Below are 12,924 nucleotides of genomic sequence, written 5' to 3'. Positions count from 1 at the left end.
GCGTTGCGCTCGCAAGGACAGTCGGTTTTTTGTTTAGCGGTGAGTATCAAGTGACCGCCCAAAATATTCTTTATCCCGCCAGCCGCCGCAGCTCGTCATATAGCTGATTACCAGCCCAAAGCAGCTGCGTTACCATGCCCACGTGCTTCTTGCCGGGCAAGACAGTGTACCTAGGCGCCTGCCCCAACTGCGTCAGCCGCTGCCGAAATTTCTCGCTGCTCTCCTTGATGCTCGGATAGGTTTCGCCACCAACATAAATACTGTAGGGCGGCGACCCGGCCCGCACGTGGTAGAGCGCCGAAGCCTGCCGCCACACCGCCGGGTCTTGGCTGAAAGCCCCTAGGTACTGCGCATCGCCGGGATACTGCATTTTGGTGAGGTAGTCGAGCATGTCGAGGCCGGCCGGGTCGTCGAGCAGCACGGCGTGGGCCGCCGTGCGGGGCAGGCCGTGCCGGGCTAATAGCGTGTCGGAGCCGGTGGCCAGCAGCGCGGCCAGCCCGCCGCCTGCCGAGTGGCCCATGAGCACGATGCGCGCCGGGTCGCCGCCGTAGTCCTTGATGTTGGCCACCGTCCAGGCCAGAGCACGGGCGCAGTCGTCGGCCTGCTGCGGCACTTGCACCTGCGGCGCTAGGCGGTAGCTAATAACCACGCCCACGAAGCCATGCTTGGCCAGCCGGCGGCCAATGGCTTTATAAATAAAGTCGTCTTTACTGCCGCTGTTCCAACTGCCGCCGTGGATAAAGAGCACCACCGGGCGCGGCCCCGTAGTTTCGTGGGTGGGCTCGTACACGTCGAGCCGGTGGCGGTTAGTATCGAAGTCAGGCGCCGAGGCGGCCACGTAGGCAATGTCGGAAGCCCGGTGGCTGGCGCGGGCCACGGCCCATTCATTGGCCAGCAGCACCACCCCGAGGGCCAGCAGCAGACCTAGGGGCGGCAAAGCCAGCAGGCGGAAATAACGCATAAGAGAGAGCCGCAGTAGCCAGAGAAATTTCCGGCCGCGGCTGCCCTACCTACGCCGGCCCTAGGTCGGTGGTTTGCCCCGGCCGGGCCGGGTGGCAGGCAAACGGGGGCGACGCCCTACTTTTGCCAACTGTCCCATTCATCTGCATTTCCCGTGGTTTTCTTTTCACTTTCAACGCGCACCCTGCTGAGCGCCGCGCTCCTCACCTTGCTAAGCGCGGCCACTTGCCTAACCGCCCACGCCCAGCGCAACAAAAAGAACGCGCCCGCGGCGGTGGCCTCCGGCCCCGCGCGGCTGGCACCCCTGTACGGTGGCGCTAGCCCGGCCCAGGCGCAGGCGCTGGTGGGCCCGGCCGTGCTGGCCGACATCGACCGCAGCTTTCCGTCGCGGGCCGAGGCCAGCCAGTTTTTTAGCACCAAGGGTTTTCAGTATCTACTTGAAAACCAACCCGACACGGCCGCGATACGCTTTAACCTGGCCTGGGCGCTTGATGCGAAAAACCCGGACCCCTACCGGGGCTTTGCCGTAATGCTGAGCCAGCGCCAAGCCCCACCTGCCGACGTGCAAGCCCTGTTGTTACAGGGCCTGGCCGTGGCCCCCACCAACGCCGGGCTGCTCATCGATGCGGCTACCATCGTAACCGAGCGCTACATCCAGACCAAGAAGAAAAAAGACCTGACCGAGGCCGCCAGCTACGCACAGCGCGCCGTGCTAGCCGATGCCAACAACGCAAATGCCTGGCAAACCCAGGCCCGCGTGCGCTACTACCAGGAAGACTACGCTGGCGCGTGGGAGGCCATTCACAAAGGCCAGAACCTCAACATGTCTAGCCTGGATTTTACCCTCATCAGCGACCTCAAGGACAAGCTCCCCGACCCCGAAGGCAAGTTTAGATAGTGAGTAGTTGTTAGTGTTTAGTGGGTAGTTATTCGGCACTAATCACTAACAACTACTCACTAACCACTAAAACAAGCTTCCCTGCACCACCTGCGGAATGGGCCGGGGGGGCTGAATGGGAAAGCCCGTGAGGGCGTGCAGGCGCCCCAAAAAATGCTGCGCCCAGATGGGCGCGTGCCGCACGTCTTTTTGGTGAATGAACACATAGGCCGCGTGCAGGCCCTGCTGGTACCAGCTGGCCAGGCGCGCGGCCCACTCGTCGGCGCGCTGAAAGTCGCTGTTTACCAGGCCGTGGCCGTTGAAGCGGATGAACGCGGTGGGCGTAGTCAGGCGCTGGGGTAGCACGTCGCGCCGGCCCGCCACGTCGGTGATGACCAGGGTCTTATTCAAGGCTTCGAGCGTGGCGTACACGGTGTCGGCCAGGCCGCGGTCGGCAAACCAGCGCGGGTGGCGCAGTTCCACGGCCAGCGGCACCTCGGGCGGAAAGTCGAGCAGGAAGCGCTCTAGGCGCGGCAGGCTCTCGGGGCCAATGTGCGGCGGCAACTGCAAAAAGCAGGGCCCTAGGCGGTCTTCCAGCTCCTGAATGGCGCGGGTAAAGGTGAGCGTCAGCGAGTCGGTATTATAGAGCTCGCGCTCGTGGCTGATGCTACGCGGCAGCTTGGGGCAAAACTTGAAGCCCGGCCCCACCGCCTCACGCCAGCGCCGCACGGTGGGCGCATCCGGGATGCGATAGTGCGTCGTGTTCAACTCCAAAGAGTTGAATTGTTTCGCGTAATAATGCAGATAATCAGGCTCCTTAGCCCCCAGCGGAAAGTACGAGCCCAGCCATTCCTTGTTGGTCCAGATGGGGCAGCCTACGTACAAGCCCGGGGTGGCGGGGGCCGTGGACTGGGCCCGCGCCAGCACGCGAACTGTCTCGGGGTGATCGGGGGGCAGCCGAAAATCGACGTGGCGCAGGTCGGGCAATCGGCCAAAATCCATGCGGCGAAGGTACGGCTAGCCAGCCCGAACGTTGCGCGCTTATACGAACAAAATAGCACTTATACAACCGGGCTACGGGTAGGGCCGCTGGTCAAATGCCAAAATTTTACACACGCCGCAAAATCTAATTCCAGCCAGCTCATCGGAAAAATACAATAACGGGGCTAAAAGTGCCTTCACTAAACACAATCAGCCATTACCCAACCGCATACTGGATATATTAAATGCAAGTTTTATAAGAAAAGGACAATTATTAACGATTGATAATTTCTTTAGCAATGCGCAATAGTAGGTTTTTGAGAGAGGGGGGACTTAAATTCGGTCAGTTACCATCCCTATAAAGCGCATGACGCTCAAGCGAATTTCTTTTCTTACTTCCGGCTTTCTATTTAGTTGCTTTTATCTGTTGTTAGTCTGTGGGTTAGCCTTGCCCGCGGTTGCCGATACGCACCGGGCCCGCACGGCCGCCACCCACGTTAAGGCTACTACCACCCTTTCCTACACCACCGTGCTGCGCGGCCGGGCTTCGTGGTATGGCCGCTGGCACCAGGGTTTGCGCACCAGCAGCGGCGAGCGGTTCAACCGCTTCAAGTTTACCTGCGCCCACAAGAGCCTACCCTTCGGCACCCGCTTGCGCGTCACGAATATTAAAAATGGTAAGTCGGTCGTCGTGCGGGTTTCCGACCGCGGGCCGTTTCGCCACCAGCGTATCATCGACCTGGCCGAAGTAGCAGCGCGGCCCCTGGGCATTGTAGTGACCGGCGCCGCTACCGTGGTGGCCCAGGTGGTACCCGCTACCACTCCCCTAGGTCCCTCCGCCACGCCGCGCAACCTGCTGGCGCTGCAAGCCGCCGACCCCAACCCCGCGGCGGCCTTTACTACTTACGAGCTCAAGAGCCTGCCCGACAGCACTACGCTGGCGGCCGCGCTGGCCCCGGCCGACTCCGCTGCGGCACCTGCGCAGGCTGCTGGCCTAGCCAAGCACTTTGTGGTGCAGGTAGGTATTTTTCAGGAGGCGCCCAATGCTGCTGCTATGCGAGCCCGCGTGCTGGCCCTTGACCCAGACCTGGCCGTCGAAATAACGCAGGAAGCGACGGTGGGCCAGCCCACCAGCCGCGTCCTCATTGGCCAACTCGATACGTGGCTGGCGGCCGAAACCGTGCGGCGCCGCCTCCAGGCGTGGGGCGTAACCGGGGTGGTACGGCAGCTGTCCAGCGAGGCAGTGCTGGCCTCGGCTATCGCACCCGCGGTGGTGCCTAGGGAGTAACTTTTGATGTTGCTGGCAAACAAAGGCGCCCCATTCCTTGCGGAGTGAGGCGCCTGTTTGGGGTGCAGCTAGTGCTTGCGAGCCGGCGTTATTCGTCCTGGCTAGCGCGGTTGATAACCACAATCGACACTACTGCCAATGCAGCTACGGTCAGAATCAACTGCGTAGACGTGAATTTCTTGGAAACTTTGCGCAGCAGCGTGCCGCCGTTTTTCAGCAAATCGTCCATGTGGTCGGTTTTGCCTTGAAATACGTTGATAGCGGCTTCGAAAGTGCGGGCGATGTCTTCGGGAAGAATTTTTTCGACTTGTTGGAGTTGGTCAGCCATTGGAGGAGCTTGAATTGGTGAAGGGACGTGGCCAGACCAGTAGCTGGCGGCCGGTGGAGCGTTTGTACGCGAAAGTCTGCCGGGCGTTTTCGTTGAGCTAATTATTCCTTTGTGCCCGCCGCTCAGCCTTTGTCCCGTGGGGGCGCGGCTGGTGCCCGGCGGCCTCGGGCCCCGTAGGCCCCAAGGTGCTGCGCAGCCGCTACCCGACTCGCCCTTTATTTCGGGCAGGCTATTGCTGACCTTACTCTTTGACCATCAAGCAATACTACTACACATGTTGCCCCTAGGGCAACGGCGCACGCAGCAATTTACGGATGGCCAGAAGCATAAAAAAGCCCCGCTAGCTAGCGGGGCTTTTTCTAATTTTTGCAGAAAGCAGGATGAAATATTACTCGTAGACCTTTACTACGAACACAAAATCTTGCAGGCGCCGAAGCTGCTGCGGGCGGCCCGCGCCGGCCAGCTGGTTGGCGTGCGGCAGGTGGTAGGGCTGGGCCGGCTGCTTGTTCTTGAGCGAATCGACGAGGCGCACCAGGTACGAGGACTTGGTGGCGAAGGCAGCGCCCAGCACATCGTCTTGGCGGCTGCTCACTACCCCAATCAGGTTGCCCTGCCCATCGAGCAGCGGGCCGCCCGAGTTGCCGGGATTTAGCGGAATGCTTACCTGGTAGAAGGCCGTGTCGCCGTCGTAGCCCGAGCGGGCGCTGAGAGCGCCTTCGCCGTACACCGCGTCTTTGCGGGGGTAGCCCAGCGTAAACACGCGCTCGCCTAGGTCAGCCTGCCCAGCTTTGAACGTATAGGGGAGCTTAGCGAAGGGCTTGAAATTCCGGTCCTTGATGCGCAGAATGGCCAAGTCGTGCTTGCGATCGGCATACACCGTTTCGGCGTGGTAGCGCTGGTGGTCGCGGCTTTCGACCAGCAGTGAGTCGGCGCCTTTAATAACGTGGGCGCTGGTGACCAGGTAGCCATCGGCCGTGAGGGCGAAGCCCGTGCCGGCAAACTTGTTTTCGCGCACCGGCGGCATCGCCGTCTCGCCCGTTAGCTGGTTGTTGACTTTGTTATTAAGTGCGATTTGGTTACGCACTATCTGGGCTACTTCCAGCCGCAGCTCGCGCACACCCCGGGCAGCCGGGGCATTGGCCGAGCGCCACAGGTCAAGGCCTAGCAGCGTGCTGAACACCGCCAGCACGGCCACCGAGGCGGCCACGCCCATCGTGGCGCGGTGCCCGCTCCAGAACTCGCGCAGCCGGCGCTCGGTGCGCGAAATGCTCAGGCGCGGGTTAACCGAATACGACAGACCGCCGGCCTGCTGCTCCTCCACGGCCGGCGCGGCGTCGGCGGCCAGCATGGCCTCGTGCAGGCCACCCAGCAGCTGGCGGGTGCGGCGGCGCTCACCGTAGGTGCGTAGCGTGCTGGTTAGCTCCTCAAACTCGGCGTAGCGCTGGCCCAGCCGGTGGTCGGCCCCTAGGCGGGCTTCTAGGTCGGCCCGCGCCCCGGCGGCCAGCTCACCGCGCTGGTAAGCTTCAAAGAGGGCGTAGTAGTCGGCTTCGGTTTGCATCTTCTTTTTTGAGCTACTAGCTGTTGGCTACTGGCTGTTCGCTTTTTTGCTGTTCTTCCTCCACTGAGAAAGCTAACAGCTAGTAGCTACAGGCCAATAGCCTAACCCTAGGCTTCTTTATAACTGGCAAAAAACAACTTCTTTAAGCGCGTGAGGCACTTGTATTTCTGGGTTTTAGCGGTGTCGGCGTTGGTATAGCCGTGCTCCGCCGTGAGGTCCTGCATCGACTTATCGAGCAGGTAAAAGCCTTCGAGCAGCGAGCGGCAGGGCTCCCCCAGGTGGGTGAGCGCCTCGCTCATCGTCGCGAAGCGCCGGTCGCGCTCCTCGGCTTCGTGGAGGTCATCTTCGGCCCCCGTGTTGAGGTAGGGGCCGTAGTCATCATCGTCGAGCAGGCGCACCCCGTGCAGCCGGCTCTTGGTGGTGAGGCGCTTGAGCCACAGGCGGCGGCAGACGGCGTAGAGGTAGGTTTTAATCTGGCAGCTCAGCTCCAGGGAGCCTTCGCGTACTTTTTCATAAAACACCATTACGCCCTCCTGGTATACGTCGCGGGCATCGTCTTCGGTGCCGCTATTTTGCAGCACGAAGTGCGATACCATCGGCCAGTGCAGGCGGTAGAGCTGGCTGAGGGCCCGTTCATCGCCACCCTGGATGGCGCTGATTAGTTGGGCGTCGGCGGCCAGCGCCGTTGTGCTATCCATGTTCAATTCGCTTCGGGGGTTAATGCCGGCTAACGGGCATTAGTAACCCAAGATGATTTAATTTAAATTTTCTTTTCTCTCCCTGGGTTACCTGGCGGCAGCCGGGGTATTAAGGGCAGATTTTAATTACTCCCCATTTCAAATTTACCTCAAGATGAACAACCTTCTGAAAGTATCGGCTGCTGCTCTTTTCATGGCTGTAGGCCTGACTTCGTGCGAATCGAAGACCGCTACCACCGAAACCAGCACCACCACGCCCGCTACCACGGAGTCGACCACCACGACTACTACCGACACGACTTCGGCTATGAGCGCTACCCCCGCTCCTGCTGATGGTGCCATGGCTACCGACACCACCAAGAAAATGTAATTACGCCCGGGCCTAGCCCGGATGTAGTTTGTTAGAGAGCGGCCCGCACAATACTGTGCGGGCCGCTTTTTTATTGCCTAGGCACCCAAATAAGGTCTTTAGCGCTCCATGGCCCGGCTAGCTCACCAGCGCCAGCAAATCGGCGGCAATGCCGGGCCAGGGCTGGTGCAAGTCAAGGGTGACGATGCGCACCGGGTGGCCGCCCAGGGTGTAGCGCACGTCGACGGCGGCGGTAGCGGCCGGATAGAGCAGGATGCCTTCGAGGCGCTGGCCGGCGGCGGGGCGCACGTTTTGGAGGTAGGCGTAGAGCTGGTAGAGGTGCGGTGAAATAAGGCGCTGCTGGTCGTAGCGCGGGCGCAGGGCCGCGGCGTAGTATTTAGTGTCGAGCATAATCTTGCGGGCCGGGCTCTCGAGGGTAGTATCGGTGAGCATGGTGGGCAGCAGAGCCAGGTCCTGGGGCTGGGGCGCAGTGGCCTGCCAGGCAATAGTTTCGGTAAAAACGCGGTACTGGCGCTGCTCGCGGCGGTAAAAATTGCGCACGGCCTGCTCAAACAAGCGTGCCATCAGGCGCTCGTCGCGCCGAAAATCAACGAAGCGGCCCCGACCCTCCTCGGCCGGCTCGGGCAGGGCCGTTTGGTAGATGAGCTCGCAGAGGTGCAGCAAAAATGCCTCCGGGCCAGCCGGGCGCTGGCGCCGCAGCGCCGGGAAAATGGCGGCCGTGGGCGGCATGGGCACCACCTCGGCCGGCAGGCGGCGGCGCAGGTGGCCTAGGTCGCGGCGCAGGGCCACGGGCACCGCCCGGTGGCTGGCCAGCGCCGCCACGGTGCCCGCCACCAATTGATAGAGCGGCTGGTTGGGGCTCAGCTCATCGTAGGTGCACACGGCCCGGCCCTGGGGCAGCAGCCCACGGCCTAGGCTGGGCGCCAGCTCGATGCGGCCCCGCAGCTCGCGCAGCTCAGCTTCTTGGGTTTGGAAACTGCGGGGCAGGCCAGTGCGCAGCAGCTCGCGGGTGGCGTGCAGCAGCATTTGGGTCAGCAGCTCCAGCGGGCGGTGGAAGGGCGTGGCCTCAGTGGCTTGCAGCACGGCCGGGGCGGGCAGGCGCTGCCAAGCGTAGCACAGCAGGTAGTAAAGCGTGGCGAGCGGAATCACGGTAGGTTCAAATAGAATACTGTAACGATTGTCATTGCGAGCGCAGCGAAGCAATCGCACCTGAACGGTAGCGCTTAACAGATGTGATTGCTTCGCTCGCAATGACAATCGCTTTATATATAGCTCACTACAGCCCTTGTAGGAGGCGGCGTAGGTGGGCGGCGGCGGTGGCGGGCTGCTCGCGCCAGTAGTCGGTTAGCAGCGGGCCGATTTCTTGCTCAAAAATCAGGCGCAGCCAGGATGCTGCTTCGGCGGGAGTGCTTGGGGGGGCGCAGAAGTAGCTGTGGCCCACGGCAAAATCGGGCCCTAGGTCGGGGTCGTCGGCGATGGCTTGGTTGAGCTCGGCCATGCGCTCGGCTACGTGGGCGGCCAGCGGGCCGGGCACGCGGGCGGCGTGCAGCAGCTCTTGCAGGGCGCCGCCGAACTGGGGCTGCATGGTCACGAAGGCGAAGCGGCGGCGCAGAGCATAGTCGAGCGGCGCCAGCGAGCGGTCGGCCTGGTTGAGCGTGCCGATGACGTACAGGTTTTCGGGCACGAAGAAAAGTGGCTCTTCGGGCGGGGCGTAGGGCAGGCGCAGGGCGTGGGCGGGGCCGCGCTGGCTGGGCTCGAGCAGCAGCAGCAGTTCGCCAAAAATGCGGGCCACGTTGCCGCGGTTCAGCTCATCAATTAGCAAAAAGTACGGCCGCTCGGGGTCGAGAGCGGCGCGCTGGCACAGCAGCGGCAGCACGCCCGGTACTAGGCCGAACTTGCCATCGGGGCCGGGCCGGAAGCCGAGCACGAAGTCTTCGTAGCCGTAGCTGGGGTGAAACTGCACCAGCTCGATGCGCCTATCGTCCTGGGCACCCAGGAGCAGCCAGGCCAGGCGGCGCGCCAGGTACGTTTTGCCGGTGCCGGGTGGGCCTTGCAGCAGCAGGGCCCGGCGGCGGCGCAGGCCCGCCAAGGCCGCCGCCAGCTCTTCTTTCGAAATAAACAGCTCCCCTAGGGCCATCTTTTCGTCGTAGGCCGGCGGCGGTGGCTGACTGGCATAGGTGGGTTCGGGCTCGGCTACGGCGGGGCTGTCCTCTTCCTTGCCGGCCGGCGGGCCGGTGTATAGGTCTTCGGCTTGCTGCTCGGCGGCCTGGCCCTGGTCCTGGGCCGAGCCGGCGGCCAGCACGGGGCGCTTGGCCACGATAGTGAAATCGAGCGCTTCGAGGGCGGCGTTGGTGGGCTGGCCCGCGGGGTGGGGCCAGCGGCGGCTGGGGTCCTGGTGGGCGAGGCGGTAGGCCAGCTCGGCCACGCCGCGCGGCGGGTAGCGGCGGCCGCGGTACAGCAGCTCGTACACGGTACTCGGCGGCAGTTGGCGGCCTTCGCGCTCAATGAGGCGCAGCGCGCGCAGCACTTGCTCGCGGGTGAGCAGCGGAACAGTAGATGCGGGGTGGGTGGCAGCAGAAACGTCGGTCACGGTACAAATAACACGTGCTGGCGGCCAGTGGTGCGGACTTGGGTATTTTCTTTGGCCCGGCGCTTGGTTCCGGCGCTTAACTCTATCAGCGGCTGGCTGGTTACTACGGCATGTCTCAGCTCCTTACTCCCGACCCCACCATCCTAGGTGGTATTATTGCCTTCGAAGGCCTGCCGCCCGAGGTGCTGGCGTGGCTGCTCGAAGCCGGCGAAGTGCGGCACTACGCCCCCGGCGAGGTCGTGGTAGAGCCCGACTCGCCGGCCGACCGCCTGCTGGCCGTGCTCACGGGCGCCATGCAGTACTACGCCGTTACGAGCGCCAGCCACACACCAGTTTTTCGGGTGGAGGCGGGCCGGATAACGGGCGTACTGCCCTACTCACGCCTGCAAGTATTTCGGGGCCAAGGCATTGCCGCGGGCGAAACCACCTTGTATCAGCTGCCGCGCAGCCAGTTTTCGGCCCTCGAGCACATCAGCCCCGAGCTAGTGCAGCGCCTGGTAGGCATCATGAACGACCGCGCCCGCGACGAGGTGCGCGCCCAGGAGCGCGACGACAAGCTGCGAGCCCTAGGTAAGCTCTCGGCCGGCCTTTCGCACGAGCTCAACAACCCGGCCGCCGCCATCAGCCGCGCCGCGGCGGCGCTCTCCGAATCGCTGCTGGTTAAGCCCGAGCTTTTGCAGCACATGCTGGCCGCCTGCCCGCCCCCCGACGCCATGGCCGCCCTCGTGGCCCTGGCCGTGCTGCCGGCCGAAGCCCCGGCGCCCCTCTCCGCGCTGCAAGCCTCCGACCGCGAAGAAGTGCTGGCCGAGTGGCTCGAAGACCAGGGCTGCCCCGACGGCTACGACCTGGCTTCGAGCCTGCTCGATGCGGGCCTTACCCTGGACACGCTGGCGCCGGTAGCGGCCCGGCTGCCCGCCGAGGCACGCATTCCGTGCCTGACCTGGCTGGCCGGCCACCTGGCGTCGCTGCGCCTGGCCCGCGATATTCGGGAGGCCAGCCAGCGCATCAGCACGCTGGTGAGCGACGTGAAGACGTACTCGCACATGGACCGCGCCGGGGGGCGCGAAAAGCTCGTCGTCACGGCCGGGCTCGACAGCACGCTCAACATCTTTGCCCACGAGCTGCGCCAGAAAAACGTGCGCCTTCTGCGCGAATACGCCCCCGAACTACCCCTAATAATGGGCCAGGCCGGCAGCCTCAACCAGGTGTGGACCAACTTGATTGACAACGCGCTGGATGCGCTGCCCGAGAAGGGCGGCGAGCTGACGGTGCGCGTGACCAAGCAAGGCGACTTCCTGTGCGTCAGCGTCCAGGATAATGGCGCGGGCATCACGCCCGACGTGCTGGCGCACATGTTTGAGCCCTTTTACACCACCAAGCCCGCCGGCGAAGGCACCGGTCAGGGCCTTGACATTGCCCGGCGCATTGTGCAGGAGCACGGCGGGCGCCTAGAGGCCACTTCGCAACCCGGCCGCACCGAGTTTGTGGCTTGGCTGCCGGTGAACGGATAAGGCAATGTTGCCATTTTAAACCGATGCAAGAATAGGATGCATCCAGCATTATTTTGCATGCTTCCTTTCGGGCTTGTACTCGCGCGATACCTATCAAAATGAAAAAGCCCATAATTCTGACCGTTGACGATGACCCGCAGGTGTTGGGTGCCATCACCCGCGACTTGCGCAAGGAATTTCACAAAGACTATCGCATTCTGAGCGTGGGCTCGGGGCCCGAGGCCCTGACCACGCTCGACGAGCTGCGCGCCCGCGGCGAGCCCCTGGCCCTGGTGCTGGCCGACCAGCGCATGCCCGATGTGGAGGGCGTGGAGGTCCTCACGCACGCCCGCGGGCTGTTTCCGAACACCAAGCGCGTGTTGCTGACTGCCTACGCCGACACCACGGCGGCCATTAAAGCCATCAATTCGGCGCAGCTCGACTACTACCTGCTCAAGCCTTGGGACCCGCCCGAGCAGCTCCTCTACCCCACCCTACACGACTTGCTGGCCAGCTGGCAGGCCACCTACCGGCCGGCGTTTGCGGGCATCCGGCTCATTGGGTTTCAGTGGTCGCCGCTCTCGCACGACCTCAAGGACTTTTTGAGCGGCTACATGGTGGGTTACCAGTGGCTCGACTTTGAGAAGGATGCCGAAGCCGCTACCCTGCTGGCAGCCAGCGGCTTTAACCCCGACGACCTGCCGGTAGTGCTGCGCCCCGATGGCCCGGCCCTGTCGCGGCCCGATAAGCTGGAGCTGGCCCGACACCTCGGGCTGCTAGTGGAGGCCAAGCAGGAGCTGTACGACGTGGTGGTGGTGGGCGCCGGGCCGGCTGGGCTGGCCGCGGCCGTGTACGGCGCCTCGGAGGGCCTGAAAACACTCATCATCGAGCGGCAAACGCCCGGTGGGCAGGCGGGCTCGTCGTCGCGCATCGAGAACTACCTAGGGTTTCCGACGGGGCTGAGCGGCGCCGAGCTGGCCCACCGCGCCTGGAGCCAGGCCACCCGCCTGGGCGCCGAGTTTATGGCCCCGCAGGATGTCGTGGACCTCTGCGTAAAGGACGGCTACAAAGTATTGACCCTAAGCGATAAAACCGAGATAAAAGCCCGCGCCGTGGTGCTCACTACCGGCGTCAGCTACCGCACGCTGCAAGCGCCGGGCCTCGACCGCCTCAGCGGGGCGGGCATTTACTACGGCGCGGCCCGCACCGAGGCCCGCAGCTGTAGCAACCAGCCGGTGTACATCATCGGGGGCGGCAACTCGGCGGGTCAGGCGGCCATGTACCTCTCCACGTATGCATCCCGGGTGTTCATTGTGATTCGGGGCGAAAGCCTGGCGGCCAGCATGTCGGCCTACCTCATCGAGCAGATTAGCCAGACGCCTAACATCGAGCTGCTGCCCTACACCCAGGTGCGCGAGGCCTGCGGAGCAAATTCGCTGGAGGCCGTTGTCATCCAGCGCGATGGCCAGGAGCCCGAAAAGCACCCCGCCCGCGCCTTGTTCATCTTCATCGGGGCCAAGCCCAGCACCGAGTGGATATGCCACCTCGCCTTGTGCGATGCCAAAGGCTACCTCCTCACCGGCCGCGACCTAGTGGCCGACCCGCGCTACGCCACCTCCTGGCGCAAAGAGCGCGAACCCTACCTGCTCGAAACCTGCGTGCCCGGCCTCTTCGCCGCTGGCGACGGCCGCGCTGGCGCCATGGCCCGCGTAGCGTCGGCCGTGGGCGAGGGCAGCATGGCCATCAAATTTGTGCACCAGTACCTGGATGAGTAATCAATGAGC

Annotated in this window: 12 protein-coding genes; 5 read left to right on the top strand and 7 right to left on the bottom strand. The window is 63.5% G+C overall.

The genetic code is table 11. The features are described 5' to 3' along the window. Positions 1-70: 70 nt before the first annotated feature. A complete protein-coding gene (locus ACFSDX_RS01980; RefSeq protein ID WP_382311519.1) occupies positions 71-961 on the bottom strand; it encodes an alpha/beta hydrolase in 891 nt (296 codons plus the stop codon). Between the two features lie 153 nt (positions 962-1,114). On the opposite strand from ACFSDX_RS01980, the gene ACFSDX_RS01975 reads away from it, so the two are divergent. Then, positions 1,115-1,858 (top strand): tetratricopeptide repeat protein, encoded by a 744-nt coding sequence (locus tag ACFSDX_RS01975; RefSeq protein WP_382311517.1) that lies wholly within the window; start codon positions 1,115-1,117, stop codon positions 1,856-1,858. Positions 1,859-1,924: 66 nt separating this feature from the next. Here ACFSDX_RS01975 and ACFSDX_RS01970 read toward each other — a convergent pair whose 3' ends face one another. Then, positions 1,925-2,839, bottom strand: coding sequence for a DUF72 domain-containing protein (locus ACFSDX_RS01970; protein ID WP_382311515.1), 915 nt, complete (start codon positions 2,837-2,839; stop codon positions 1,925-1,927). A 427-nt stretch (positions 2,840-3,266) separates the two neighbouring features. Here ACFSDX_RS01970 and ACFSDX_RS01965 point away from each other — a divergent pair, with 427 nt between their 5' ends. Next, positions 3,267-4,106, top strand: a complete 840-nt coding sequence (locus ACFSDX_RS01965) for a septal ring lytic transglycosylase RlpA family protein (RefSeq protein ID WP_382311514.1) — start codon at positions 3,267-3,269, stop codon at positions 4,104-4,106. 88 nt (positions 4,107-4,194) lie between these two features. Here the strand turns inward: ACFSDX_RS01965 and ACFSDX_RS01960 are convergent, their stop codons facing one another. The 3 genes from ACFSDX_RS01960 to ACFSDX_RS01950 form a co-directional block, all read right to left on the bottom strand. Next, positions 4,195-4,434: a hypothetical protein gene (locus tag ACFSDX_RS01960; RefSeq protein ID WP_382311513.1), complete on the bottom strand. Its 240-nt coding sequence runs from the start codon at positions 4,432-4,434 to the stop codon at positions 4,195-4,197. Positions 4,435-4,822: 388 nt separating this feature from the next. Further along, a complete protein-coding gene (locus ACFSDX_RS01955) occupies positions 4,823-5,992 on the bottom strand; it encodes a S1C family serine protease (RefSeq protein ID WP_382311512.1) in 1,170 nt (389 codons plus the stop codon). A 107-nt stretch (positions 5,993-6,099) separates the two neighbouring features. Then, positions 6,100-6,690 (bottom strand): RNA polymerase sigma factor, encoded by a 591-nt coding sequence (locus ACFSDX_RS01950; protein WP_382311511.1) that lies wholly within the window; start codon positions 6,688-6,690, stop codon positions 6,100-6,102. A 154-nt stretch (positions 6,691-6,844) separates the two neighbouring features. On the opposite strand from ACFSDX_RS01950, the gene ACFSDX_RS01945 reads away from it, so the two are divergent. Continuing rightward, positions 6,845-7,060, top strand: coding sequence for a hypothetical protein (locus ACFSDX_RS01945; RefSeq protein WP_382311510.1), 216 nt, complete (start codon positions 6,845-6,847; stop codon positions 7,058-7,060). Between the two features lie 117 nt (positions 7,061-7,177). On the opposite strand, the gene ACFSDX_RS01940 is transcribed toward ACFSDX_RS01945, so the two are convergent. Both ACFSDX_RS01940 and ACFSDX_RS01935 read right to left on the bottom strand, forming a co-directional pair. After that, on the bottom strand, positions 7,178-8,209 hold the full coding sequence (locus ACFSDX_RS01940; RefSeq protein WP_382311509.1) for a 5-methylcytosine restriction system specificity protein McrC: 1,032 nt from the start codon (positions 8,207-8,209) through the stop codon (positions 7,178-7,180). 127 nt (positions 8,210-8,336) lie between these two features. Continuing rightward, complete coding sequence (locus tag ACFSDX_RS01935; protein ID WP_382311508.1) at positions 8,337-9,650, bottom strand: McrB family protein; 1,314 nt, start codon at positions 9,648-9,650, stop codon at positions 8,337-8,339. A 110-nt stretch (positions 9,651-9,760) separates the two neighbouring features. Between ACFSDX_RS01935 and ACFSDX_RS01930 the strand changes: the two genes are divergently transcribed. Then, entirely contained in the window at positions 9,761-11,161 is a 1,401-nt protein-coding gene (locus ACFSDX_RS01930) for a sensor histidine kinase (RefSeq protein ID WP_382311507.1), read from the top strand. A gap of 98 nt (positions 11,162-11,259) precedes the next feature. Further along, positions 11,260-12,915 (top strand): NAD(P)/FAD-dependent oxidoreductase, encoded by a 1,656-nt coding sequence (locus tag ACFSDX_RS01925; RefSeq protein ID WP_382311506.1) that lies wholly within the window; start codon positions 11,260-11,262, stop codon positions 12,913-12,915. Positions 12,916-12,924 lie beyond the last annotated feature (9 nt).

It is taken from the genome of Hymenobacter bucti, from assembly GCF_042681145.1.
Taxonomy (GTDB): Bacteria; Bacteroidota; Bacteroidia; order Cytophagales; family Hymenobacteraceae; genus Hymenobacter; species Hymenobacter bucti.
The sequence above is the reverse complement of the archived record's forward strand: the minus strand, read 5'-3'. Positions and strand labels throughout refer to the sequence as shown.